Genomic DNA, 24,797 nt, shown 5'->3' with positions numbered 1-24,797 from the left:
GGCGAACGGTCAATGGATGAGCTTAGGCTTCATGCGGTGGCGAGGCAACCGGCCCGGTATCGCCGGTGCCGGCGGGCACGAAGTCCACCGTGGCGCCGAGCGCGCGCAGGCTGCGCAGGTCGGCTTCCAGATGAGTTTGGAAACCGCTGCACAGTTCCAGCGGCAGCGCCTTGAGCAGCGCGAGCGCGCGCGCCGGCGCGACGCCGAGCAGCCGCACCAGGCATTGCGCGACCTCGACGCGGCGCGCGCCCGCGTCGCGCAGCACCAGCGCGCCGCGCGTCCAGCGCGCGGGGTCGACCGGCGCGGACGCTTCTTCCGCTTCGGGCGCGTCCATGGCCTCGGCGAGGTTGGCGCGGATCTCGCGCCAGGGCGCGCCCTCGGTGCCGGGCTCGCGCTCGATGCGCGCGAGCATCGCGCCCGGGTCGTCGCCCAGCGCCGCCAGCGACTGCAGCAGCGCGCCGAAGCGCTCGATCGACGCGGCCACGGGCGACGGCGTCCAGCGGCCGGCCGAGGCCGGTGCCCACCAGACCGGATAGCCCGCGTCGGCCTCGCGCAGGTCGATGAAGTAGGGATCGCGAAAGTAGTTGGCCGCCACCGCGAGCCAGGCGGGATGCCACTGGCCCGGCGCCTCGCCGCTCAGGTCCTCGCCGGTGTGGCCGTGCGAGCGGTAGCCGACCTGGAAGGCATCGATGCCGCCGGGCTCGGGATACCACTGCGGCAGCCCGAGGTCGCCGACCACGAGGGCGGCATCCACGAAGGCCTGCACGGACGGCGGCAGGGAAGGCCCGGCGGCGGACATGGTCACAAGGGACGGTTTTCGTCGGGCTCGGGCGTGCGGCGCTGCGGCGCCAGCAGCACGAAGGTGGCCAGCGGCCACAGCGCGGCCTCGACGGCCGGCGAGATCAGCACCGACCAGCCCGGGAACACCCCGCCGCCGAGGATGCGCGTGACGATCTCGATCAGCTGCGACAGCGCGAACAGCGGCAGCACCTGCAGCGCCTGCGACAGCACCGGGTACCAGAGCAGGCGGCGGTGGATGGTGATCGCGAAGAAGCCCAGCGTGGTGTAGGACAGCGCATGCTGGCCGAGCATCGAGGCCTGGTGCACGTCCATCAGCAGCCCGAAGACGAAGGCGGCGCCGATGCCCACGCGCATCGGCTGGTGCACGCCCCAGAACACGATCGCCAGCGCGAGCAGGTCGGGCATCCAGGCGGCGCGGCCGATCGGCACCATGTTGATCAGCAGGGCCACCACCAGGCTGCCCCACATGAACACGGGGCTGACGGGCAGCAACAGCTGCTGCTGGCCGGGTCGCTTGATCATCGCGCGGCCTCCGCGGGTTTCTTGGCAGCGGCGGCGGCGCCGTTCTTCTCGGATGCCCTCTCCGCGCCCTTGACGGCCGCGCCCGCCTTGCCCTCGGCCTTCTTCGGGCGCGGTGCCGGTGCGGCGGCGGCCGCCGGCGGCGGTGCCGAGGGCGCGCCCGTGGGCTGCAGCACCAGCACGTAGCGCGCGGCCGTCACGTGCGCGAGCGGCACGCAGTAGATGCGCGCGAAGGCCGAGTCGGCGCGGCGCTCGATGCGCTCGATCTTCGCCACCGGCAGGCCGGCCGGATAGATGCCGTCGACGCCGCTGGTCGACAGCAGGTCGCCCTCTTGGAGGTCGGCGTTGGCGGCCATGAAGCGCAGCTCGAGCCCGCCGCCATGCGCCGAGGCATCGCCGAAGGCCACGCTGCGCACGCCGGTGCGGGTGTTCTGCACGGGAATGGAGAGGTCGCGGTCGATCACCAGCGTGACCTCGCTCGTGAAGGGCTGCACCGCCGTCACCTGGCCGAGCACGCCCTGCGCGTCGATCACCGGCGAGCCCGGCGCCACGCCCTGGGCCAGGCCCTGGTCGATGACGATCTTGCGCGTGTAGGGGTCGGCCGCGTCGTACAGCACCTCGGCCGCGCGGCCCGGCGTCTGCTGCAGCTGGCGCAGCTCGAGCAGCGCACGCAGCCGCGCGTTGTCCTGCGCCAGCGTGTCGGCCTGGCTCGCGCGCTCGGCCTGCAGCATCAGCGCCTTGCGCGCGTCGGCCTCGTTCTTCTGCGCGGTCTGCAGGTCCTCGAGGTAGCCGCCGGCGCCCACCACGAACTGCACGGGCTTGAGCGCCACCCATTGCACCGGGTAGAGCACGGCCGCGATGGCCTGGCGCACCGGCTGCACGATGTGGAAGCGGGCGTCCGCCACCATCAGGAAAAGCGCGAGCGTGCTGAAGAAGATCAGCTTGCTCAGCGCCGATGGCCCCTGGTTGAACAGGGGTGGCGCGGTGCGGTCGAGCGTGCCCAGGGGCATGGGATCAGGTCGGGTGCTGCGGCATCAGATGACAAAAGGCCGGCCCGCGCAAGCGGGGGCCGGCCGATGGAGGCGGCGCTGCATTCACTCGCTCGTGAAGATGCTTCCCAGCCGGTCCATGCGCTCGAGGGCGATGCCGCAGCCGCGCACCACGCAGGTCAGCGGGTCCTCGGCGACCAGCACCGGCAGGCCGGTTTCCTCGGCCAGCAGGCGATCGAGGTCGCGCAGCAGCGCGCCGCCGCCGGTGAGCATCATGCCGCGCTCGGCGATGTCGGCGCCGAGTTCGGGCGGGGTCTGCTCGAGCGCGTTCTTGACGGCCGAGACGATGTTGTTGAGCGGGTCGGTCAGGGCTTCCAGCACTTCGTTGCTGCTGATCGTGAAGCTGCGCGGCACGCCCTCGGAGAGGTTGCGGCCCTTGACTTCCATTTCCTTGACCTCGGAGCCCGGGAAGGCCGAGCCGATGCTCTTCTTGATGACTTCGGCCGTGGGCTCGCCGATCAGCATGCCGTAGTTGCGGCGGATGTAGTTGATGATGGCCTCGTCGAAGCGGTCGCCGCCGACGCGCACCGAGCCCTTGTAGACCATGCCGCCGAGGCTGATGACGCCCACCTCGGTGGTGCCGCCGCCGATGTCGACCACCATCGAGCCCGAGGCTTCGCTCACGGGCAGGCCGGCGCCGATGGCCGCGGCCATGGGTTCCTCGATCAGGTAGACCGAGGTCGCGCCCGCGGCCTCGGCCGCGTCCTTGATGGCGCGGCGCTCGACCTGGGTGGAACCGCAGGGCACGCAGATGATGATGCGCGGGCTCGGCGTGAGCAGCGTGCGCGGGTGCACCATCTTGATGAACTGCTTGATCATCTGCTCGGTGATCACGAAGTCGGCGATCACGCCGTCCTTCATCGGGCGGATGGCTTCGATGTTGCCCGGCACCTTGCCGAGCATGGCCTTGGCTTCGCGGCCGACGGCCTGGATCACCTTCTTGCCATGCGGACCGCCTTCGTGGCGGATGGCGACGACCGAGGGTTCGTCCAGCACGATGCCCTTGTTGCGGGCGAAGATGAGCGTGTTGGCGGTGCCTAGGTCGATCGCGAGGTCGGTGGAGAAATACCGACGGAAAGCTCCAAACATGTGCGGAATCCTCTGGAGCACGGGCTGCGCATCGGCAGAACGTCGCTCACTCTATGGGTGTTTTGGGGGTGCTGGAAGGGTGAATTTGATCGTTTTTGCAGCAAAAGCCGGCGCGTTCGCGGGGGTTGCGGCAAAGGCGGGATAATACCCGAATCCCCTCTGAATCCCGTGTTGGCGGCCCTTGCGGCGCGCTATTTACCTCCGGTTTTTCGGCCGGTTCCACCATGTCCCTTTCCGCTTCCGATATCGTCCGCATCGCCTCCCTGGCGCGGCTGCAGCTCGCCCCCGACGAAAGCGAGCGCATGCTCAGCCAGCTCAACGGCTTTTTCGACGTGGTCGAGCGCATGCGCTCGGTCGACACCACCGGCGTCGAGCCCCTGGCCCACCCCGTGGCCGCCATCGAGGACATCGTCCTGCGCCTGCGCGAGGACGTCGTGAGCGAACCCGACAACCGCGAGGCCAACCAGCGCAGCGCCCCCGCCGTCGAAGCCGGCCTGTTCCTCGTGCCCAAGGTGATCGAATGAGCGGCGCCAAGGACCTGCACCAACTCGGGGTGGCCGCGCTGGCGAAGGCGCTGGCCGGACGCGAAGTCTCGGCCGTCGAGGCCGCGCAGCACTTCCTGGGCCGCATGAAGGCGCACCAGGCGCTCGGCAGCTTCGTCGAAGTGAACGAGGACGCCACGCTGGCCCAGGCCCGCGCGGCCGACGCGTCGATCGCTTCCGGCAACGCCCCGGCGCTGGCCGGCGTGCCGATCGCGCACAAGGACATCTTCGTCACCACCGACTTCGCCACCACCGCCGGCTCGAAGATGCTCGCGGGCTACCGCTCGCCCTTCGACGCCACCGTGGTGCGCCGCCTCGCCGAGGCGGGCACCGTCACGCTGGGCAAGCTCAGCTGCGACGAGTTCGCGATGGGCTCGGCCAACGAGAACGTGGCCGTGCCCGCCGTCGGCCACGACCGGGCCGTGCCGGTGCGCAACCCCTGGAACCTCGAGCGCATCCCGGGCGGCTCCTCGGGCGCCAGCGCGGCCGCCGTGGCCGCGCGCCTCGCGCCGGCCGCCACCGGCACCGACACCGGCGGCTCGATCCGCCAGCCGGCCTCGTTCTGCGGCGTGACCGGCATCAAGCCCACCTACGGCCGCGCCTCGCGCTACGGCATGGTGGCCTTCGCCTCCAGCCTCGACCAGGCCGGCCCGATGGCCCGCTCGGCCGAGGACTGCGCGCTGCTGCTGTCGGCCTTCTGCGGCCCCGACCTCGACCGCGACTCGACCTCGCTCGACCGCCCGGCCGAGAACTTCGGCCGCTCGCTGAACGACTCGCTCGAGGGCCTGCGCATCGGCGTGCCGAAGGAGTTCTTCGGCGAGGGCGTGGCGCCCGGCGTGCGCGCCGCCATCGATGCAGCGCTGTTGCAGTACGAGAAGCTCGGCGCCAAGCGCGTCGAGGTCTCGCTGCCGCGCACCGAGCTGTCGATCCCCGTCTACTACATCATTGCCGCGGCCGAGGCCTCGAGCAACCTGAGCCGCTTCGACGGCGTGAAGTTCGGCCACCGCGCCAAGGACTTCCTCGACCCGGCCAGCAAGAAGACCGCGCTCACGCAGATGTACGAGCGCACGCGCGCCGAAGGCTTCGGCGACGAGGTCAAGCGCCGCATCATGATCGGCACCTACGTGCTCTCGCACGGCTACTACGACGCCTACTACCTGCAGGCGCAGAAGGTGCGCCGCATGATCGCCGACGACTTCCAGCAGGCGTTCGCGCAGTGCGACGTGATCGCCGGCCCCGCCGCGCCGACCACCGCCTGGAAGATCGGCGAGCACGGCGACGACCCCGTGGCCGACTACCTGGCCGACATCTTCACCTTGCCCGCCTCGCTGGCCGGCCTGCCCGGCATGAGCCTGCCGGTGGGCTTCGACGGCGGCATGCCCGTGGGCCTGCAGCTGATCGGCAACTACTTCGGCGAAGCGAAGCTGCTCAACGCGGCGCACCGCTTCCAGCTGGCCACCGACTGGCATGCGCGCACGCCGGAGGGCTTCTGACATGAGCGAGACAGTGAACACCTTCGAAGCACAGCAACAGGGCCGCCCGACGGGCCCGCTGGTGCGCGGCTATGAAGTCATCATCGGCTTCGAGACCCACGCCCAGCTCTCGACCGCGAGCAAGATCTTCAGTCGCGCCTCCACGGCCTTCGGCGCCGAGCCCAACACGCAGGCCTGCGCGGTCGACCTCGCGCTGCCCGGCACGCTGCCCGTGATGAACAAGGGCGCGGTCGAACGCGCGATCCGGCTCGGCCTCGCGCTCGGCTCGCACATCGCGCCGCGCAGCGTGTTCGCGCGCAAGAACTACTTCTATCCCGACCTGCCCAAGGGCTACCAGATCAGCCAGTTCGAGATCCCCGTGGTGCAGGGCGGCTCGGTGAGCTTCTTCGTCGGCGAGGAACAGAAGACCGTGCGCCTGGTGCGCGCCCACCTCGAGGAGGACGCGGGCAAGTCGCTGCACGAGGACTTCGTGGGCCAGAGCGGCATCGACCTGAACCGCGCCGGCACGCCGCTGCTCGAGATCGTGACCGAGCCCGACATGCGCTCCACCGCCGAAGCCGTGGCCTATGCGAAGGAGCTGCACAAGATCGTGACCTGGATCGGCATCTGCGACGGCAACATGCAGGAAGGCAGCTTCCGCTGCGACGCCAACGTCTCGGTGCGCCGCCCCGGCGAGAAGCTCGGCACGCGCCGCGAGATCAAGAACCTGAACAGCTTCAAGTTCATGCAGCAGGCGATCGACTACGAGATCAGCTGGCAGATCGACACGCTCGAGGACGGCGGCAAGATCGAGCAGGCCACCGTGCTGTTCAATCCCGACACCGGCGAGACACGCGCGATGCGCGCCAAGGAAGACTCGTCCGACTACCGCTACTTCCCCGACCCCGATCTGCCGCCGCTGGTGATCGCCGTCGACTGGATCGAGCGCGTGAAGGCCGAGATGCCCGAGCTGCCGCGCGTGATGGCCGAGCGCTACGTGCGCGACCATGGCCTGTCGGCCTACGACGCCGCGCAGCTCACGCAGGGCCCCGCGCTCGCGCGCTACTTCGACGACGCGGTGAAGGCCGGCGCCACGCCGAAGCTCGCGAGCAACTGGATCACCGGCGAGATCGCACGCCGCCTCAATGCCCAGGAGATCGGCATCGAGGCCGCGCCGGTCAGCGCGGCGCAGCTCGGCCAGCTCGTGAAGCGCATCGCCGACGGCATCTTGCCGAACAACGCCGCGCGCCAGGTCTTCGAGGCGCTGTGGACCGGCGAAGGCAGCGACGTCGACGCGATCATCGAGGCCAAGGACCTGAAGCCGATGAACGACGCCGGCGCGCTCGACGCGATCCTCGACGAGGTGATCTCGAAGAACGCCAAGAACGTCGAGGAATACCGCGGCGGCAAGGAAAAGGCGCTCAACGGCCTCGTGGGCCAGGTCATGAAGGCCAGCGGCGGCAAGGCCAACCCGGCGCAGGTCACAGAGCTGCTGAAGGCCAAGCTGGCCTGAGCCCGGGCTTCGGCCCGAGACGACGGTGAAGCGGGCCCCGCGCGGGCCGCTTCACCGTTTTTTCTTTTGGGGGATGCCGGTCAGCGCGCGGTGGTCGCGGTCTCGCCCGACCACAGCTGCTTGAGCCGCACGCGCTCCTCGTCGAAGCGCGCGTTGACGCGCTTCTTCTCGTCTTCCTGCTCGCCGATGAAGCGGTTCTGCACCGCCACGCTCTTGGCGTTGTCGTCGAGCCGGCGCCGCAGCACGCCGGGTGCCTTGCTCGCGTCGCCCTTGTAGAACTCGAGTTCCTCGTCGATCTTCTTGCGGTCGTCGGCCAGTTCGGACAGCCGCTTGCGCGCCGCCTGGATCACCGCATCGACCTGCACCAGCGCCTCGCCGCGCTCGCGCTCGTGGGCGGCGGCGTTCGGATAACGGATCAGCAGCGCGCGCTCGCGCCGGCGCTCGTCGGCGATGCGCGCGGCCTGCACCGCGGCCTCGCGCGCGCGGTCCTCGCGCTCGGCCTGCTCGCGCGCCGTGTAGGTGGGCTCGAGCCGGCGCCGCGTCATGCCGCTCGGGCTCAGCTCGCGCTGCTCGCGGTCGCTGCACTCGGCGATCGGCCGGTCGGCGGTCAGGGTGCGGCCCTTGGCATCGACGCACGAATAGATGCCCGCGGCACTGGGCACCGGCGCGCCCTTCTGCGCCTGGGCCAGCGCCAGCGTGCAGCCGGCGGCGAGCACCGCGGCCAGCGCGGCACGGGCGTTTCCGATGGCGCGGAATCGGCTGTGGCGGGCGCGGCGCGGCAGGCGGTGCATCGGGCGTGTCCTTCAGAGGGCGCCGTAGCGCGTGCGGTAGGCGAGCACGCGCTCGCGGTGGGTGCCGAGGTCGGCGGCAGCGCCGCCCGAGAGGTAGCTCAGCAGGTCGTCGAGGGTGGCGATCGCCACCACCTGCAGGCCGAGCTGGTTGCGCACGTACTGCACGGCGCTGTGGTCCACGTCGACGCCGTTCTCGGTCGCCTTCTCCTGCCGGTCGAGCGCGATCGCCACCGCGTGCGGCACCGCGCCCGCGGCCTGGATCGCGGCGATCGACTCGCGCACCGCGGTGCCCGCGGACATCACGTCGTCGACGATCAGCACCCGGCCCTGGAGCGGCGCGCCGACCAGGTTGCCGCCCTCGCCGTGCGCCTTGGCTTCCTTGCGGTTGTAGGCGAAGGGCACGTTGCGGCCGCGCCGCGCGAGCTCGGCCGCCACCGTGGCGCCCAGCGGGATGCCCTTGTAGGCCGGGCCGAAGATCATGTCGAACTCGAGCCCGCTCTCGATCAGGCGGTCTGCATAGAATCCCGCGAGCCGCGCGATCTTGGCGCCGTCGTCGAAGAGGCCCGAATTGAAGAAATAAGGACTCATGCGGCCGGCCTTGGTCTTGAACTCGCCGAAGCGCAACACGCCCGCGTCGAGCGCGAACTGGACGAAGTCCTGCGCCACCGCACTGCTTTTCTCACCATCTACAGCCATCGGAATTCCTTGTGTTCAAACTGACCAGTCTCAATCTCAATGGCCTGCGTTCGGCCGCCACCAAGGGCGTTGCCGACTGGGTGGCCGAATTGGCGCCGGATTGTATTTGCATGCAGGAGATCCGGGTCCAGGCCAGCGACATCGAAGGCCGCTTCGAGGAGATGGCCGGCCTCAAGGGCCACTTCCATTTTGCCGAGAAGAAGGGCTACGCGGGCACCGCGATCTACACGAAGCACGTGCCCAGCGAGGTGGTGGTGGGCTGGGGCGATGCCGAATTCGACGCCGAGGGCCGCTACCTCGAGCTGCGCTTCGACACGCCGAAGCGCAAGTTTTCGGTCATCAGCTGCTATTTCCCGAGCGGCAGCTCGGGCGAGGAGCGCCAGCAGGCCAAGTTCCGTTTCCTCAAGGGCTTCTTCCCGCACCTGGTGGCGCTGAAGAAGCAGCGCGAGTTCGTGCTGTGCGGCGACATCAACATCGCCCACAAGGAGATCGACCTCAAGAACTGGCGCGGCAACCAGAAGAACAGCGGCTTCCTGCCCGAGGAGCGCGCCTGGATGACGAAGCTGCTCGACGCCGGTGCCGAGGACGCGGGACTGGTCGACGTCTACCGCATGCTCAAGCCCGACACCACCGGCGAGGCCTACACCTGGTGGAGCAACCGCGGCCAGGCCTATGCCAACAACGTGGGATGGCGGCTCGACTACCACCTCGCCACGCCGAAGACCGCCGCGCTCGCACGCACCGAGCAGATCTTCAAGACCATCAAGTTCAGCGACCACGCGCCGATCACGCTGGAGTACGACTTCACGCTCTGAGCGCCGTCTGGGCGCTGGCAGTCATATCCACAGGCGCGCACCCGAGGGCCGGCCCCAACGCGCAATGACAAACCGCTATCAAACCACCGGCCCCGAAGGCGAGTTCGAGCCGGGCTCGAACGGACAGGTGCTGCGCAATCTGGTCGGCATCGCGTCCGCCGACGACATGAACGACCTCGAACTGCAGCTGCTGAGCGCGCTGTACGACGAGGTGCTCCTGCGGGATCTGCCTGACCGCCCGTTGACGGTGGCCGACCTTCGGCGCTGGCACCGCGTGTGGCTGGGCAATGTGTATCCATGGGCGGGGCAGGAACGCTCGGTCAACCTGGGCAAGGGCGGCTTCCAGTTCGCCACCGCCGCGCTGCTGCCGGGCTTGCTGAGCGACTTCGAACGGGAGTGCCTGACGAGATGGACGCCCTGCGGCGAGCTGGCGCCCGACGAACTGGTACATGCCATTGCCGTGACGCATGTGGAGCTGATCGTGATTCACCCGTTTCGCGAGGGCAATGGACGCTTGTCACGCCTGCTGGCCGATGTGATGGCCGTGCAGGCCGGCCATGAGCCGCTGGACTACAGCAGTTGGGAGCAGAACAAGCCGGCCTATATCGGCGCGATTCACTCTGGTTTTTCAGGGGACTACGGCCCCATGGGTCAGCTCGTGGCCCGGGCTATCGCCGATGGCGATGCCAACCTCAGCGAGCCAGCTTGATGTGGGGAAAGCGCACGGCGGGTTGCTGCAATCTGCGCTCGAGCTGCGCGACGTCCTGACCTGTTTCCACCGCCGTGGAACTGGCCACCGAACGCAGCACGGCCTTGCGGCTCGGTGCTTTGCGTTGAGGTACGGCGGGTTTGGTCATGCTGTGATTTCGCCAGGCGAAGGCTTGAATTTTATCGGAATCACATGCGTTGCGCCTCCCCTTGAGCACGGCCTTCAGCCGCAACAGCGCCCGATCCGCCCCTCGCGGTACAGCGGCCCTAGGTCCTCCGCCAGCGCACCCAACGTGCGCCGCCATTGCGCATGCGAAGGATCGGCCGCCAGCGCCGCGCGCATGCGCGCCAGCAGCTCGGCGCGCAGGGCGGGCTCGTCGATGCCCAGCACGCGCCCGGCATCGACCACCAGCCGCCCGCCGACCAGCACCTGCGCCACGTGACGGCCGCTGGCGCGGGCCAGCACCAGCTCGAGCGGATCGATGTCGTCGAACAGCGCATCGTCGTCGAGCGCCTCGAGGTCCAGCAGCACCAGGTCGGCCGGGGCGCCGGTCGCGATGCGGCCGCCCGACACCAGCGCGCCGCCCACGCTGCGCGGGCCGTGGCCGGCCGCGAAGGACCAGAGCTGGGCCGGGGTCATCGCGCGCTCGTAGCCCCAGCCGCGGTGCAGCGCGTAGGCCAGGCGCATCTCGCGCAGGGCGTCGTCGTCCTCGTCGAAGGCCATGCCGTCCAGCCCCATGGCCACGCGGCAGCCCTGGCGCAGCATCTCGGCCAGCGGCGCGATGCCCGACTGGAGGCCGAGGTTCGAGCTGGTGTTGACGGCGATGGTGGCGCCGCGCTCGGCGATCAGTGCGAGCTCGTCGGGCCGTGCCCAGGTGCAGTGGGCGAGCGTGAGGCGCGGGCTCAGGAGGCCGATCGCATCGAGGAAACGCACGATGCCGCCCGGATGGTGGGCATCGGCCCAGTCGCGCTGGTAGCGCGTCTCGAGCAGGTGCATGTGGACCGGCCGGCCGGTATCGGCCGAGGCGCGCGCGATGGCCTCGAGCAGCGGCGTGCCGCACCACTGGACCGCGGTCGGGCCGTACTGCACGGTGACGTGCGCGCCCAGGCCCTCCTCCTCGACCATGCGCGCCACGGCGTCGACCTGCGCGAGCTGCCGCGCGGGCTCGACCGGCTGCACCGCGAGGCGCCGCGCGACCGCGTCGCGGATGCCGGGGCGCAGCAGGGCCAGCACGGCGGCATCGTCGTCGTAGGCGATGCCATGGCGGTCGCGCATGGCGACCGCGAAGCCGATGCGCACGCCGACGTCGCGCGCGGCACGCGCCACCGCCCTCGCCTCGTCGACGTAGTCCATGCCGCCCTGAACGCGCGTGTAGTGGACCATCAGGTTCGTCACGCCATGGCGCAGCGAGCGCGCGAACGAGGTGGCGGCGCAGAGGTAGGGATCCATGCCCGGCACCGTGCCCAGGAAGGGCAGCCAGCTCTCGAGCGGCTGGCCGAAGGCGCCGAGCGTGGCGCTGCGGAAGGTGCGCGCATGGTCGTGCGCATTGGCCAGCGCCGGCAGCGCGAGCCGGCGCGGCGCGGGGCCGGCGGCATCGCGCGGCGCGATCGCGCCGAAGCGCTCGCCCTCGAGCGCGATGCGCATGCCGGCCTGCGCGGGCCGCAGGCCCGGCTCGGCCAGCAGCCAGGCGCAATCGATGGCGTCGGAATGCGGAGCGAGGCTCATGCCAGGCCTCAGCTCGCCACCACCCGGCGCGCGGCCGCGGGCGGCAGGAAGCGCCGGTCGAACACCTCGCCGGGCGCGGGCCCGCGCGGCAGCTCGAAGGCGGTGCGCAGTTGCGCGATGGCGCGGCCCATGCGCGCGTCGTCGACATCGCCGATGCCGGCCTGCACGACCGCGGGCGTCAGCATCACGGTGCGCAGCGTGTAGAGCAGGCGCCGCTTCTCGAGCGCGACATCGAGCAGCGGCTCGCGCTTGGCGAGCGCGGCGATGGCCGCGTCGGGATCGGCGATCGTGTCGAGCACCGCGCGGTGGATCGCGCGCACCAGCCCGGCCGCGGCCTCGGGTCTGTCGCGCAGTAGCGCGCGCGACACCATCACGCCGTTGCCGTAGAGGTCCACGCCATGGTCTGCATAGTGGAACCAGCGGATGTCGCGGTCGGGATCGACGCCCTGCGCCACCAGGTTCATGTAGCTGGTGACCGAGAACACGGCCGAGCCGTCGACGTGGTCCTTGAGCAGCATCTGCTCCTGCAGGTTGGGTGCCATGCCGGTCCACTGCACCTTGGCGGGATCGATGCCCGCGCGCGCCGCGATCACCGGAAACATGCGCGCCGCGGCGCCGCCGGCCGGGCTGCCGAGCGTGCGGCCCTCGAGGTCCTTGAGCGTCTTGATGGGCCCGCCCGCCTTCACGATCAGCGCGAAGGGCGCGCGGTCGTAAAGCATGTAGACCATCACGGGTGCGTCGGCCGGCCGCGTGGCGGCGTTCTGCACGATGGCGTTCATGTCGCCGAAGGCCGCCTGGTAGGCACCGTTCATCACCTTGGTGACGGCGGCCGCCGAGCCGTCGCCCTGGTCGATGCTCACGGCCAGCTTCTCGGCCGCGAAGTAGCCGCGGTCCTGCGCGAGGTAGTACCAGGCATGGATGCCCTGAAGCTTCCAGTCGAGCACGAACTTGATCGGCGTGGGCGCCTGCGCGAAGGCACGTGGCGCGCCGAGCGCGGCCGCCAGCGCGGGCAGGGCCGCGAGCGCGCCGCGGCGCGAGAGGGTTTGCAGCATCGAAGCTCCTTGGTCTTGCGTGGGATTCAGGCGGCCTCGAAGCGCACGTCCTGCGCGCCCTCCCACAGCACCCGCCGGCCGAGTTCGCGCAACTGCTCGCGCCCCTCGACGATGCTCAGGAAATGGTTGCCCGCGAGCTGGCCCATGCGGCTCGAGAAGCTGCAGGCGCCATAGGCCAGGATGATCTCGGTCTCGCTGTAGCCGCCCGGGTAGAACAGGATGTCGCCCACCGAGGGATGGCTGGTGTGGTTCTCGAAGCCCACGCCGAGCTGGAAGTCGCCCAGCGGCACCCAGCAGCCCTCGCCGCTCCAGCGCACGTGGATCAGCTTCTGCCGGTAGGGCAAGAGCTTCGAGAACGCGGCCACGGTGAGAGGCGCGTCGGGATGGGTCTGGGCGACGAAGCGCAGGTCGCCCGCGGTGATGAGGATGCGTGTGGAAGTCATTGGAGGTCGTCCCTGGTTCAGGCCATGGCCATGTCGGTCTTGCGCTGGGCCCAGCCCGTCATGCGCCGTTCGACGAGGGCCGACACCGCATACAGCAGCACGCCCATCGCCGCGAGCAGGAACAGGCCCGCGAACACCATCGGCACGTCGAAGTTGCCGCTGGCGATCATCATCACGGTGCCGATGCCCTTGTTGGCCGCCACGGTCTCGCTGAGCACCGTGCCCACGAAGGCCAGCGTGATCGCGATCTTGAGCGAGGCGAACAGGTAGGGCAGCGTGCGCGGCAGGCCCACGTTCCAGAGAATGTCGCGCTTGCGCGCGCCGAGCACGCGCAGCACGTCCTCGAGCTCGGGCTCGGTGCTCGCGAGGCCGGTGGCCACGTTGACCACCACCGGGAAGATGCTGATGACCATCGAGGTCAGGATCGCGGGCACGGTGCCGGCCCCGAACCACACCACGAACAGCGGCACCACCGCCACCTTCGGGATGCTCGAGAAGCCCACCAGCAGCGGATAGGTCACGTCATAGGCCAGCTTCGAGGAACCGATGGCCACGCCGATCAGCACGCCCGCGGCCACGCCCAGCACGAAGCCCGCGAGCGTGGTGTAGAGCGTCTGCACGGTGTGCGGCCACAGCAGCGGCATCTTCTCGAGCAGCACATGGGCGATCTGGCTCGGCCGCGGCAGCACCAGGTCGGAGATGCCGCCGGCCAGGCAGGCCAGCTCCCACAGCACGAAGAAGCCGAGCAGCGCGCCGGTCGACAGCAGGCGCTGGCGCAGCACGGGGGAGATCGCGTTCATGCCGCCACCTCCGCGACCAGTGGTTCGGCCGCCACGGCCTCGGGCACCGCGTCGCCGCCGCGGCGCGCCTGCGCGATGCGCATGCGCAGCTGCTGCACCAGCGCCGCGAATTCGCTCGCGTAGCTGCTCTCGAGCGTGCGCGGCCGCGCGAAGCCGACCTCGCGCGTCTCGAGGATGCGCCCCGGCCGCGCGCTCATCACGCAGATGCGGTTGGCCAGGTAGGCCGACTCGCGCAAGTCATGCGTCACCAGCAGCACCGTGGGCCTGCGCGCGATCCACAGCGACTGCATGATGTCCCACAGTTCCTCGCGCGTGAACTGGTCGAGCGCGCCGAAGGGCTCGTCGAGCAGCAGCAGCTCGGGCTCGTGCACCAGCGCGCGGCACAGCGAGGCGCGCTGCAGCATGCCGCCCGAGAGCTGCCAGGGCCGCTTGTCGCCGAAGCCCTTCAAGCCGACCTGGGCCAGCAGCGCGTCGGCGCGCTCGGCGTATTCGCCGCGCTTCTTGCGTCGGTAGTCCTGGCGAAACGGCTCGACGATCTTCAGCGGGATCATCACGTTCTCGCGGATCGTGAGCCAGGGCAGCATGGTCGGGTTCTGGAACGCGAGGCCGATGCGCAGCCGCGGCGCGGCCGAGGCATGGCTGCCCGCGGGCGTGCGCACGCCCACGGCGCCCACCTCGCGCCCGCCCGCGATCACGGCGCCGGCGCTGGGCCGCAGCAGCCCGGCCACCAGCTTGAGGATGGTCGACTTGCCGCAGCCGCTGGGGCCGACCAGCGCGACGAAGTCGCCCTTGTCGATGCCCAGCGTGGTGTGGTCCAGCGCGATGGTGCCGCCGCCGTAGCGCAGCATCACGTCCGACAGTTGGATGAAGGCTCGTTCCATGGTCGCTTTCAGGAAGAAGGAGAGGACGCGTGCGCGTCCTCGACGCGCACGATCGCGGCCACCGGACCGCCGCCCGCGGGCCCCTGGTGCTCCGCGCCGCCCGAGACATAGAGCGCGGTGTGGCCGGCCAGCGAGGCCAGCACGCCGCCGACCACCGCGCGCGCATGGCGCGTGGCATGGATGTCGGAGTCGTTGAGCATGGTGTGGCGCTCGCCGCGCACGCGGCCGTCGGGGCTGGCCTCGGCCTTGGCGAGCAGGTTCACGAGCCGGCGCGAGACGGCCTGCGCATCGCGCTCGGCATCGAGGCCGAAGGCATCGCGCAGCAGCGCACGCACGCTGTGGCCGTCGATCGCGTCGCGCATCACGCCATGGGCGATGCGCAGCGCCGAGGCGCTGGCGCGCGCCTCGCCGAGCACGATGACCACGTTGCCCTCGAGCTCGATGCCGGCCGAGGCCGAGGCGCGCGCCGAGTAGGCGCTCCAGTCGGCCATCACGCTGGCGTCGCCGATATCGGCGCGCGCCACCTCGCCGAGCGCCACCGCCACGCCGAGCGCCGAGGCGCCGCGCGAGTAGCCCATCGACTCGTAGCTGTCGTGCGTGACCGGTGCGGCACCGCGCGCGAGCGCGGCCGCCACCTTGGCCGAGGTCAAGAGCGGGCACTTGACCTGCACGAAGTGCACGTCGTGCGTGCCGTCGATGCCCGCGTCGCGCATCGCCGCGGCCACGGCCTCGGCGGTGGCGTCGATCTGCGCGGCGCGGCCCATCTCCTCGGGCAGGAAGTCGCGCGTGTGCGCCACGCCCACCACCAGCCGCTTCTCGCCATGCGTGGGCGCTGCCTCGTCGCGCCAGCGCCGCGCGAACACGGTGAAGTGCGGCGAGAGCACGCCCTCGGTGCCGCCCGACATCACGAGCGCCACCTGGCGGTGCACGGCCTCGGGCGTGCAGCCGAGCGCGCCCGCGAGCAGCTGGCACCAGGCCGCGGAGGCGTACTCGCGCGTGAAGTCGTTGACGCAGCCGTTGCCCTCGGTCTTGCCCATCACCGCGACGATCTCGGAGGGCACGAGCTCGCCCGCCTCGATCAAGGCTCGCGCGCCGCGCAGGTCGCCGGGCCCGCTGCACGGGATGCGCCAGACGCGCACTTCCTGGATACGGCCGCCGCTCATGCCGCGTTCCAGTCGATCTCGCCGACCGGCACCGCATTCGCGGGCACGCCCGGCGGCGTCTCGAGGATCGCGCTGCTGTAGTGCTCGGTGTTGCGCGGCTTGGCCAGCGGCATGCGCTGCACGCCCTTCACCGAGCGGCCCCAGCCCGCGGCCTCGGCCACCAGCCGGCCGTCGCGCATCACGAAGCGCCCGCGCAGCAGGGTGTGCAGCGGATAGCCGCGCACCGCGCGCCCGTTCCACGGCGAGATCTTGCTGATGCTCTGCAGCTTGTTCTGCGACAGCACGCCCGCGCGATTCATGTCGACGAAGGCGATGTCGGCATGCGCGCCCGGCGCGATCACGCCCTTGGTGCCGTACAGGCCCCAGGCCTTGGCCGGGTTGACCGAACTCCAGCGCACGTAGTCCATCAGCGAGGCGCGGCCGCGGTTGACCTCGGTCAGCATCAGCGGCATCTGCGTCTCCACGCCCGGGAAGCCGCAGTCGCAGTCCCAGATGCTCTCGCGCGTCTTCTCCTCGGGCGCGTGCGGCGCGTGGTCGGTGGCGATCATGTCGAGCGTGCCGTCCATCAGCGCGTCCCACAGCGGCTGGTTGTGGCGCGGCTCGCGGATCGGCGGGTTCAGCCGCATCACGCCGCCGAGCGTGCGCATGTGGTCGGTGTTGAGCAGCAGGTACTGCGGGCAGGTCTCGGCCGTCACGTCGACGCCGCGCGCGCGCGCCGCGCGCAGCAGGTAGAGCGAATCGGCCGCGCTGTGGTGCGCGATGTGCACGCGCGCGCCGGTCCATTCGGCCAGGGTGAGCACGCGGCCGATGGCCTCGATCTCGGCCACCGCGGGCCGCGCCGCCAGGTGCGCCATCGCGTCGATGCGCCCGGCCGCCTGCATCTTCTTCTGGCGCCGGAACAGGATCGAGGAGTTCTCGGCATGCACCACGGTGCGGATGCCCAGCGGCGCGAGCTTCTCGAAGCCCTCGAGCAGCGCGCCGTCGGTGGGTGCGGGCAGGTTGCCGAAGGTGTTGCCGACGAAGGCCTTGAAGCTGGTCACGCCGGCCTCGAGCAGTTCCTCGAGCCGCTCGACGGTGTCGTCGCCGAGCAGGCCGTGGATGCCGAAGTCCACGTACGAGGACTCGGCCGCCTTCTGCTTGAGGCGCAGCGCCTCGACGGTACCGGTCGGCGGGTTGGTGTTGGGCATCTCGAACACGGTGGTCACGCCGCCGAGCGCCGCGGCCGCCGAGCCGGTCTTCCAGGTCTCCTTGTTCGGATAGCCGGGGTCGCGGAAATGCACATGGCTGTCGATGGCGCCCGGCAGCAGGTGCAGGCCGTCGGCGCGCATCTCCTCGCGCGCGCTCGGCATGGTGTCGTCGTGGCCCACGGCCACGATGCGCTCGCCGGCGATCGCGACGGCGGCTTCGAAGATGCGGTCCGGCGACACCACCTGGGCGCCGCGGATGACGAGGTCGACTTCCTTCATGGTTCGTTCCCCCGCGTTCAGAGCATGGCCCAGCCGCCATCGACCGGCAGGTCGACGCCGGTGATCTGGCGCGAGACCTCGCTGGCCATGAACAGGCAGGCGTTGGCCACGTCGGCGTCGGTGGAGACACGGCGCAGCGCGTAGTCGGCCGCATGGCGCGTCATCGCCTCCTCGAGCGTGATGCCCAGCTTCTCGGCCATGTTGGCGCACACCTTCTCGCGAAAGCGCGGCCCGTCGACCATGCCCGGCGCGACGCAGTTGACGTTGATGCCGTGCGGGCCGGCCTCGAGCGCGAAGCTCTTGGTGATGCCGCGCAGTCCCCACTTCGAGGCCGAGTAGGCGAGCCGGCCGGCGCGCCCGCGCATGCCGAAGGTGCCGCCGACGTTGACCACCTTGCCGCTCTTGCGCTCGATCATCGAGGGCAGCACCGCGTGCATGGTGTTGAAGCAGCCCGTCATGTTGAGCTGCACGATCTCGTCGAACTCCTCGCTCGTGGTCTCCCAGCCGGTCTTGCCGATCGGGCCCGAGCCGCCGGCCACGTTGACCAGGATGTCGATGCGGCCGAAGGCCTCGAGCGCATGCGCGGCCAGCGCCTCGGTCTGGGCGCTCTTCGTGAGATCGCAGGGCACCACGATGGCGGCCACGCCGAGCGCGCGCGCCTCGGCGGCCACGGGCTCGATGGCGGCGGTGTCGCGGCCGGCCAGCACCAGCTTCGCGCCTTCGCGCGCGAAGGCCAGCGTCACGGCGCGCCCCATGCCCTTGGCGGGGCCGGTGATGAGCGCCACCTTGTCCTTGAGTTGCAGGTCCATGTTCGTGTCTTTCTCTGTTCGTGTCGTTGTGGCGGGGTTCAGGGTTGGCGGTCCAGGCTCGAGGGCCGCTCGGCGCGCGCGGGCAGGAAGCCGCGGTCGAAGACCTCGGCCACCGTGGGCTTGCGCGGCAGCTTGTTGGCATCGGCCACGATCTCGATCGCGCGCTGCATGCGCGCCTCGTCGATGTCTCCCAGGCCGATGCGCGCGATCTCGGGATGGCTCATGTCGTTGCGCAGGGTGGCGAGCAGCTTCTCCTTCTCGACCTCGCGCTTGAGCAGCGGCTCGCGCTTCATCACCGCGGCCACGCCGGCATCGGGATCGGCGATCACGTCCTTGATCGCGCGGTTGAGCGCCTTCACGAAGCCCTGCACCGCCTTCGGGTTGTCCTTCACGAAGGCGCGCGAGAAGAACACGGCGTTCGAATAGAGGTCCATGCCGTGGTCGCCGTAGCGGATGAAGCGCAGGTCCTTCGCGGGATCGAGGCCCATGGCCTTGGCGCTGAAGCTCACGGTGGTCACGTAGCCGAAGGCGGCGTCGATCTGGCCGCGGCTCAGCATCTGCTCGCGCAGGTTGGGCGCCATGTTGGTGATGTTGACCTTGGCGGCGTCGACGTTGGCGATCTTCGCGAAGGCCGGGAACAGCTTGAGCGCGCCGTCGTTGGCCGGGCCGCCGATGGTCTTGCCCTCGAGGTCCTTGGGCGCGCGGATCGGGCTGTCCTGCTTCACCACCAGCGTGAAGGGCGGCGTGTTGTAGAGCATGTAGACCGCCACCGGCGCATCGGCCGGGCGCTTGGAGGCCAGGTCGATCAGCGCGTTCACGTCGCCGAAGCCGGCCTGGTAGGCGCCCGCGGCCACCTTCGGGATCGAGGCGGCCGAGCCCTCGCCCTGGTCGATCTCGACGTCGAGGCCCTCGGCCTTGAAGTAGCCCTTGTCCTGCGCGGTGAAGAACCAGGCCTGCGCGCCTTCGTACTTCCAGTTGAGGACCATCTTGACCGAGGTCTGGGCGGCGGCGCCGGTGACGGCCAGTGCGAACGCGCAGGCCGAGAGCAGCGCGGGCATGGGGAGGCGGAAGAGGGACATGTCAGGACTCCTGGTGGGGCGGGGTGGATGCGGTGCGGCGCGAACGCTTCGGCAGCGAGGCCATGAGCGCTTCGGCCGTGGCGACGAAGCCGTGCAGCTGCTGCACGATGAAATGGATGCCGCGCGTGACGTAGGCCGGCGACGGCGTGTTGCAGGCGTCCTTCAGCAGCACGCAGTCGTAGCCGAGGAAGGCCGCGTCCTGCAGCGTGGAGAACACGCAGCGGTCGGTGTTGATGCCGGCGAACAGCAAGGTGGTGATGCCCTGCTGGCGCAGCAGGCTGTCGAACTCGTTGTCCCAGAAGCCGCTCAGGCGATGCTTGTGCACGGTGATGTCGGTGGCGGCGACCTCGAGTTCGTCGACCACGCGCGCGCCCCACTCGCCGCGCACCAGCGAGGGGCCGCGGTCGATCGGCGAGCGCTCGGCATAGCCCACGCCGTCGGCGCTGCGCTTGCCCTTGAAGTGGATGGTCGGGCTGAGGTTGCGCGCGTCGGCGCGGATGCCCCAGTTGAGCCACACCACCACGCCGCCGGCCGCGCGCCAGGCGGGCAACAGGCGCGCGATGACGGGAATGGGCTTGCGCGCGGCCTTCGTGCCCAGGCCCTTCTGCGCGAACCAGCCCTCGGGGTGGCAGAAGTCGTTCTGCATGTCGACCACCACGAGCGCGCTGCGCGCGAGGTCGAACTGCACCGGCTGCGGCTGCGCATCGATGCGCACCGGAACGGGTCGCCTTGGTGCGCGCACCAGGCTCACGCCCTGCGCGTCGAGCGTCCAGGCGTTGTGCGCGGCGGGGCCGAAGCGTGCCGGCTGTTCGTCTTTGGTGCGCGGGATATCGGATCGGCGTTTCATGCCCGACCACCACGCAGTCACCGTGCCAGAAGGTGCTCCGAATCCATACCGTTTCGCGGACCCTGCGTTGCCGCAACGGCAACGCAGCCATGGCCCGGATCATGCAACCGGTCGCGGCCACATCCCTTTGACCAGCGATCCACCATGAACCACCTGCGCTTCCTGCGCTATGCCGACGAGGTCGCCCGCGCGGGCTCGATCCGCCAGGCCGCCGAACGGCTGCATGTCGCGCCCTCGGCCGTGAACCGCCGCATCCAGGACATCGAGGAGGAGCTCGGCACGCCGATCTTCGAGCGGCTGCCGCGCGGCATGCGGCTGACCACCGCGGGCGAGCTGTTCATGCGCTATGTGCGCGGGCGCGCGGCCGACCTCGAGCGCGTGCGCTCCGAGATCGAGGAGCTCAAGGGGCTGCGCCGCGGCACGGTGCGGGTGGTGGCGAGCCAGGCGCTGGCGCCGCGCTTCCTGCCCGCGGCGATCCACGACTTCCGCCGGAGCCATCCGCTGGTGGCCTTCGAGGTGCGCATCGGCGACCACGTGCAGGCCGCCGAGGCGCTGCGCAGCTTCGGCACCGACCTCGCGCTGGTGTTCAACCTCGCGCCCGAGAGCGACATCGAGCGCCTGACCTCGGTCGAGCAGCGGCTGATGGCGCTGATGCATGCGCGCCATCCGCTGGCCATCGCCACCGGCACGGCCACCGGCGTGCGGCTGCGCGACTGCGCCGAGTACCCGGTGGTGCTGCCCAACCGCGACACCGGCGGGCGCCAGCTGATCGAGCGCTTCCTCGCGCGCAGCTCGATACGCATCGACGCCATGGTGGAGAGCAACAGCTTCGAGTTCCTGCGCGGCTGCGTCTACGACCGGCGCTCGATCTCGTTCCAGATGGCGATCGGCGCGCTGCCCGACGACCGCGAGGTGGTGGTGCGCGAGATCGAGGACCGCGGCTTTCCGCGCGGCGAGCTGGTGCTCGCGAACCTGCGCGGGCGGCAGCTGCCGGTGATCGCCTATGCGTTCGCGGAGTTCCTGGGGAAACGGCTGGCGGCGCTCGACTGACTCAGTGCGAGAGCGCCGGCAGCGCCTTCCTCAGCGTCTCGCTGAAGGCGCGCAGCGCCTCGGTCTCGTGCGCGCCGCGCTTGGTCACGCGGAAGAAGTCCATGCCCACGCGCGGCTTCACGAGCACGTCGGTCCGCACGCGGTGGCGGCGGCAGGCCGCGAGCGCGAAGGTGGGCATCACGGCGGTGCCGAAGCCGGCCTCGACCATCGAGATCAGCGTGCCGAAGAAGTTGAAGGCGGGCCGCTGCGCGTCGGCCAGGCCCATCTCGCCGAGCTGGCGGTCGATCACCTTCTGGATCGGGTTGCCGGGCGGCAGGCCGATCAGCGCGGCGCCGCGCAGCGCCGACCAGGGCGCGCTGCCGACCGGCTCGCCATCGGCCGCGGCCTGCGTCACGCGCATCAGCTCGAAGCGGCCCACGGGCGTGCGGTCGAGGCTGGGCGCGGCCCTGAAGAAGAAGCCCAGGCCGAGGTCGGCATCGCCCGCCTCCACCATCGCCTCGACGTCGCGCAGGTCGGCATCGAACAGCCGCAGCGCGACCTGCGGATGCGCCTCGCGAAAGCTCGCGAAGACCCAGGGCAGCAGGTGCGAGGACACCAGCGGCGTGGCCGCGATGCGCAGGGTCTGGCGCGCCGCGTCGCCCTCGGCGCCGAGCTCGGCCGCCACGTCGTCGAGGTCGGTCAGCAGCCGCTCCACCACCGGCAGCAGGCGCCGGCCGGCCGGCGTGAGGCTCACCATGCGCGTGGTGCGGTCGAACAGGCGGCAGCCGAGCTGCTTCTCCATTTCGCGGATCAGGATGCTCAGGCCGGCCTGGGTGATGTGCGCCTGCTCGGCCGCGCGCGTGAAGTTGCCGATGCGCGCCACCTGCAGGAAGGCGCGCATCTGGCGCGTGCTCAGGTTCATAAGGATTCATGATAAATCCATATCACATCTAAATTTCCCCTATGGCTCGTTTCAGGTCCCAATACGGCCCCCATGAGCACCGCATCCAACGAAGTCATCATCCTGGGCGCCGGCATCGGCGGCCTGACCCTCGCGCTGAGCCTGCACCAGGCCGGCATCGCCTGCCGCGTCTACGAGGCCGTGCCCGAGCTGCGCCCGCTGGGCGTGGGCATCAACCTGCTGCCGCACGCGGTGCGCGAGCTGTCCGAGCTGGGCCTGCTCGAGGCGCTCGACCGGGTCGGCGTGCGCACGCAGGAAGCCGTGTTCTTCACCGAGCACGGCCAGTTGGTGTTCCGCGAACCCGCGGGCCGGCATGCGGGCTACGACTGGCCGCAGTACTCGATCCACCGCGGCGACCTGCAGACCGTGCTGCTCGAGGAGACGCTGAGGCGCCTCGGCCCCGACAGCGTGCGCTGCGGCCACCGCTGCACCGGCATCGAGCAGGACGACGCGGGCGTGACGGTGCATTTCGCCGACGGCCGCGCGCCGGTGCGCGGCGCGGTGGCGATCGGCTGCGACGGCATCCACTCGGCGCTGCGCAAGCAGCTCTATCCCAACGAGGGCGCGCCGCGCTACTCGGGCATCAACATGTGGCGCGGCACGGCCGCTTGGCAGCCGTTCCTGTCGGGCGGCAGCATGGTGCGCGCGGGCTGGCTCACGGTCGGCAAGATGGTGATCTACCCGATCCGCAACGACATCGACGCGCAGGGCCGCCAGCTCGTGAACTGGGTGGCCGAGATCCACGCGCCGCAGCCCGCGATGCGCGACTGGAGCCGCGCCGGCCGGCTCGAGGACTTCCTGCCCGCCTTCGCCGACTGGCATTTCGACTGGCTCGACGTGCCGGCGCTGATCCAGGCCTCCGACACCATCCTCGAGTACCCGATGGTCGACCAGGACCCGCTGCCGCGCTGGACCCACGGCCGCCTCACGCTGCTGGGCGACGCCGCGCACCCGATGGTGCCGCGTGGCTCCAACGGCGCGGGCCAGGCGATCATCGACGCGCGTTATCTCGCCGGCGCGATGAAGCGCGAGGGCGTCGGCCAGGCCGCGCTCGAGAGCTACGACCAAGTGCGCGTGAAGGCCACCACCGAGGTGGTGCTGACCAACCGCAGCAACCCGCCCGACACCATCCTGCGCGAGGTGTTCGAGCGCTCGGGCGGCAAGCGCTTCGACAAGCTCGACGAGATCGTGACGCAGCAGGAGCTGCAGGCGATCTCGGACCACTACAAGCGCGTGGCCGGCTACGACCCGGCCGCGCTCAAGCAGCGCGCCTCGTACCTTTGAACCCATCCCACAAGAACATGCACACGGAGACACCATGCGCCTTCTGACCAAGACCCTCGCCACCCTGCTCACCGCCGCCAGCGCCATGGCCGCCCATGCCTGGCCCGACCAGGCCGTGACGCTGGTCGTGCCCTACACGCCCGGCACCGGCATCGACCTGATCGCGCGTCAGCTCTCGGCGCGGCTGCCCGCGGCGCTGGGCCAGCCGGTGGTGGTGGAGAACGTGGCCGGCGCCAGCGGCAACATCGGCAGCGAGAAGGTGGCGCGCGCCAAGCCCGACGGCTACACGCTGATGGTGCAGGTCAACACGCTGGTGATGAACAAGAGCCTCTACAAGACGCTGGCCTACGACCCGGTGGCCGACTTCACGCCGGTGTCGCTGACCTCCTGGGGCACGCTGCTGCTGGTGACCAACCCGAACACGCAGAAGGCCACCACGCTCGCGCAGCTCGTGGCCGCGGCCAAGTCGCATCCGGGCCAGCTGACCTACGCCACGCCCGGCGTCGGCACGCCGCACCACCTGTCGATGGCGCTGCTGATGCAGGGCACCGGCACCGAGCTGCTGCACGTGCCCTACAAGGGCACCGCGGGCGCCGTCACCGACCTGCTCGGCGGGCGCATCGACGCGATGTTCCTGCCGGTGCACGTCGCGCTGCAGCACATCCAGGCCGGCAAGCTCAAGGCGCTCGCCACCGGCAGCAGCCACCGCCTGCCGCAGCTGCCCGACGTGCCCACCCTGGCCGAGGCCGGCGTGACCGCCGACAACGTCGACATGTGGTACGGCGTGCTCGCGCCCAAGGGCACGCCGGCCGACGTGGTGGCGCGGCTCAACAAGGAGATCGCCGCGGTGCTGAAGTCGCCCGAGGTGGCGAAGTCCTTCGAGTCGCAGGGCATGGTGCCCGCGAGTTCGACGCCGGCGGAGTTCGGCACGCTGATCCAGAAGGATGCGCAGCGCTGGGCGGCCGTGGTGAAGAAGGGGAACATCACGGCGGATTGAGCCGCGCGGTCGGCCGGCCTCGCCGCGATTCAGCCCCTCCAAAAGGAGGATGGCACAACAACTTTCGGCACGAAGCGCCCCGGCATTCGCGCCCCCGAACTCGCTCTCACGCACCTCGACCCGCGACCGCTCCCGCCCGCGCCTGGCGATTCGCGTACTCCTCGCCCATCGCGCAGCGCCTCGACTTCGATCGCTCGCAAAGCTGAGATACTTTGCGGAATAAGTATTAACCGCCGTGCATGCGTCAATGCATCGCTGCGCGGCT

26 protein-coding genes are annotated in these 24,797 nt (G+C 70.5%); 8 read left to right on the top strand and 18 right to left on the bottom strand.

Annotated features, from left to right (window positions below):
• Positions 1–22 precede the first annotated feature (22 nt).
• From AC07PU_RS15505 to AC07PU_RS15490, 4 genes are all read right to left on the bottom strand, one after another.
• Positions 23–799, bottom strand: coding sequence for a hypothetical protein (locus AC07PU_RS15505; protein ID WP_495318601.1), 777 nt, complete (start codon positions 797–799; stop codon positions 23–25).
• A 2-nt stretch (positions 800–801) separates the two neighbouring features.
• Entirely contained in the window at positions 802–1,323 is a 522-nt protein-coding gene (gene mreD, locus AC07PU_RS15500) for a rod shape-determining protein MreD (RefSeq protein WP_093344091.1), read from the bottom strand.
• A complete protein-coding gene (gene mreC / locus AC07PU_RS15495) occupies positions 1,320–2,330 on the bottom strand; it encodes a rod shape-determining protein MreC (protein ID WP_495318599.1) in 1,011 nt (336 codons plus the stop codon). The genes mreD and mreC overlap by 4 nt, the downstream gene beginning before the upstream one ends.
• A gap of 84 nt (positions 2,331–2,414) precedes the next feature.
• The gene (locus AC07PU_RS15490) at positions 2,415–3,458 is read right to left on the bottom strand and encodes a rod shape-determining protein (RefSeq protein ID WP_057591261.1); all 1,044 of its coding nucleotides are present in this window, start codon (positions 3,456–3,458) and stop codon (positions 2,415–2,417) included.
• 224 nt (positions 3,459–3,682) lie between these two features.
• Here AC07PU_RS15490 and gatC point away from each other — a divergent pair, with 224 nt between their 5' ends.
• From gatC to gatB, 3 genes are read left to right on the top strand one after another with little or no spacing between them, the layout of a single operon-like run.
• Positions 3,683–3,982, top strand: a complete 300-nt coding sequence (gene gatC, locus AC07PU_RS15485; protein ID WP_203203789.1) for an Asp-tRNA(Asn)/Glu-tRNA(Gln) amidotransferase subunit GatC — start codon at positions 3,683–3,685, stop codon at positions 3,980–3,982.
• A complete protein-coding gene (gatA, locus tag AC07PU_RS15480) occupies positions 3,979–5,493 on the top strand; it encodes an Asp-tRNA(Asn)/Glu-tRNA(Gln) amidotransferase subunit GatA (RefSeq protein WP_495318596.1) in 1,515 nt (504 codons plus the stop codon). Before gatC ends, gatA begins: the two co-directional genes overlap by 4 nt.
• Before the next feature lies 1 nt (position 5,494).
• The gene (gene gatB / locus AC07PU_RS15475; RefSeq protein WP_495318594.1) at positions 5,495–6,985 is read left to right on the top strand and encodes an Asp-tRNA(Asn)/Glu-tRNA(Gln) amidotransferase subunit GatB; all 1,491 of its coding nucleotides are present in this window, start codon (positions 5,495–5,497) and stop codon (positions 6,983–6,985) included.
• An 80-nt stretch (positions 6,986–7,065) separates the two neighbouring features.
• Here the strand turns inward: gatB and AC07PU_RS15470 are convergent, their stop codons facing one another.
• Both AC07PU_RS15470 and pyrE read right to left on the bottom strand, forming a co-directional pair.
• Positions 7,066–7,776 carry a DUF4124 domain-containing protein gene (locus AC07PU_RS15470; protein WP_296774658.1) on the bottom strand — a complete coding sequence of 237 codons (711 nt, stop codon included), beginning with the start codon at positions 7,774–7,776 and terminating at the stop codon, positions 7,066–7,068.
• Positions 7,777–7,788: 12 nt separating this feature from the next.
• Positions 7,789–8,472: an orotate phosphoribosyltransferase gene (gene pyrE, locus AC07PU_RS15465; RefSeq protein ID WP_093344081.1), complete on the bottom strand. Its 684-nt coding sequence runs from the start codon at positions 8,470–8,472 to the stop codon at positions 7,789–7,791.
• Positions 8,473–8,483: 11 nt separating this feature from the next.
• On the opposite strand from pyrE, the gene AC07PU_RS15460 reads away from it, so the two are divergent.
• Positions 8,484–9,287, top strand: a complete 804-nt coding sequence (locus tag AC07PU_RS15460) for an exodeoxyribonuclease III (RefSeq protein WP_495318591.1) — start codon at positions 8,484–8,486, stop codon at positions 9,285–9,287.
• 64 nt (positions 9,288–9,351) lie between these two features.
• Complete coding sequence (locus AC07PU_RS15455) at positions 9,352–9,996, top strand: Fic/DOC family protein (protein WP_495318589.1); 645 nt, start codon at positions 9,352–9,354, stop codon at positions 9,994–9,996.
• Here the strand turns inward: AC07PU_RS15455 and AC07PU_RS15450 are convergent.
• The 11 genes from AC07PU_RS15450 to AC07PU_RS15400 form a co-directional block, all read right to left on the bottom strand.
• Positions 9,980–10,144 carry a hypothetical protein gene (locus AC07PU_RS15450; RefSeq protein ID WP_177239353.1) on the bottom strand — a complete coding sequence of 55 codons (165 nt, stop codon included), beginning with the start codon at positions 10,142–10,144 and terminating at the stop codon, positions 9,980–9,982. The genes AC07PU_RS15455 and AC07PU_RS15450 overlap by 17 nt on opposite strands.
• A 74-nt stretch (positions 10,145–10,218) precedes the next feature.
• Positions 10,219–11,721: an amidohydrolase family protein gene (locus tag AC07PU_RS15445; protein WP_495318587.1), complete on the bottom strand. Its 1,503-nt coding sequence runs from the start codon at positions 11,719–11,721 to the stop codon at positions 10,219–10,221.
• An 8-nt stretch (positions 11,722–11,729) separates the two neighbouring features.
• Positions 11,730–12,773 (bottom strand): ABC transporter substrate-binding protein, encoded by a 1,044-nt coding sequence (locus AC07PU_RS15440; protein WP_495318585.1) that lies wholly within the window; start codon positions 12,771–12,773, stop codon positions 11,730–11,732.
• Between the two features lie 26 nt (positions 12,774–12,799).
• On the bottom strand, positions 12,800–13,216 hold the full coding sequence (locus tag AC07PU_RS15435; protein ID WP_203203782.1) for a DUF3830 family protein: 417 nt from the start codon (positions 13,214–13,216) through the stop codon (positions 12,800–12,802).
• Between the two features lie 17 nt (positions 13,217–13,233).
• A complete protein-coding gene (locus AC07PU_RS15430; RefSeq protein ID WP_093344073.1) occupies positions 13,234–14,016 on the bottom strand; it encodes an ABC transporter permease in 783 nt (260 codons plus the stop codon).
• A complete protein-coding gene (locus AC07PU_RS15425) occupies positions 14,013–14,897 on the bottom strand; it encodes an ABC transporter ATP-binding protein (protein ID WP_495318582.1) in 885 nt (294 codons plus the stop codon). The genes AC07PU_RS15430 and AC07PU_RS15425 overlap by 4 nt, the downstream gene beginning before the upstream one ends.
• 8 nt (positions 14,898–14,905) lie before the next feature.
• The gene (gene atzD, locus AC07PU_RS15420) at positions 14,906–16,060 is read right to left on the bottom strand and encodes a cyanuric acid amidohydrolase (RefSeq protein WP_495318580.1); all 1,155 of its coding nucleotides are present in this window, start codon (positions 16,058–16,060) and stop codon (positions 14,906–14,908) included.
• A complete protein-coding gene (gene allB, locus AC07PU_RS15415; RefSeq protein WP_495318578.1) occupies positions 16,057–17,526 on the bottom strand; it encodes an allantoinase AllB in 1,470 nt (489 codons plus the stop codon). The genes atzD and allB overlap by 4 nt, the downstream gene beginning before the upstream one ends.
• A gap of 17 nt (positions 17,527–17,543) precedes the next feature.
• Positions 17,544–18,335: an SDR family NAD(P)-dependent oxidoreductase gene (locus AC07PU_RS15410; protein WP_395349350.1), complete on the bottom strand. Its 792-nt coding sequence runs from the start codon at positions 18,333–18,335 to the stop codon at positions 17,544–17,546.
• A 38-nt stretch (positions 18,336–18,373) separates the two neighbouring features.
• Positions 18,374–19,414, bottom strand: coding sequence for an ABC transporter substrate-binding protein (locus AC07PU_RS15405; RefSeq protein WP_495318576.1), 1,041 nt, complete (start codon positions 19,412–19,414; stop codon positions 18,374–18,376).
• A gap of 1 nt (position 19,415) precedes the next feature.
• Positions 19,416–20,261: a cysteine hydrolase family protein gene (locus AC07PU_RS15400; RefSeq protein WP_495318574.1), complete on the bottom strand. Its 846-nt coding sequence runs from the start codon at positions 20,259–20,261 to the stop codon at positions 19,416–19,418.
• A 144-nt stretch (positions 20,262–20,405) separates the two neighbouring features.
• On the opposite strand from AC07PU_RS15400, the gene AC07PU_RS15395 reads away from it, so the two are divergent.
• The gene (locus AC07PU_RS15395; RefSeq protein WP_413761773.1) at positions 20,406–21,311 is read left to right on the top strand and encodes a LysR family transcriptional regulator; all 906 of its coding nucleotides are present in this window, start codon (positions 20,406–20,408) and stop codon (positions 21,309–21,311) included.
• Position 21,312: 1 nt separating this feature from the next.
• Here the strand turns inward: AC07PU_RS15395 and AC07PU_RS15390 are convergent, their stop codons facing one another.
• A complete protein-coding gene (locus AC07PU_RS15390; RefSeq protein ID WP_296774636.1) occupies positions 21,313–22,212 on the bottom strand; it encodes a LysR family transcriptional regulator in 900 nt (299 codons plus the stop codon).
• A gap of 72 nt (positions 22,213–22,284) precedes the next feature.
• Between AC07PU_RS15390 and AC07PU_RS15385 the strand changes: the two genes are divergently transcribed.
• On the top strand, positions 22,285–23,535 hold the full coding sequence (locus tag AC07PU_RS15385) for a flavin-dependent oxidoreductase (protein ID WP_495318571.1): 1,251 nt from the start codon (positions 22,285–22,287) through the stop codon (positions 23,533–23,535).
• Positions 23,536–23,569: 34 nt separating this feature from the next.
• On the top strand, positions 23,570–24,532 hold the full coding sequence (locus AC07PU_RS15380; protein ID WP_208508761.1) for a tripartite tricarboxylate transporter substrate binding protein: 963 nt from the start codon (positions 23,570–23,572) through the stop codon (positions 24,530–24,532).
• Positions 24,533–24,797 lie beyond the last annotated feature (265 nt).

The organism is Variovorax sp. GW821-FHT10D07 (assembly GCF_059415325.1).
Note: the sequence above shows the minus strand (reverse complement) of the source record. Positions and strands in the feature narration are given on the sequence as shown.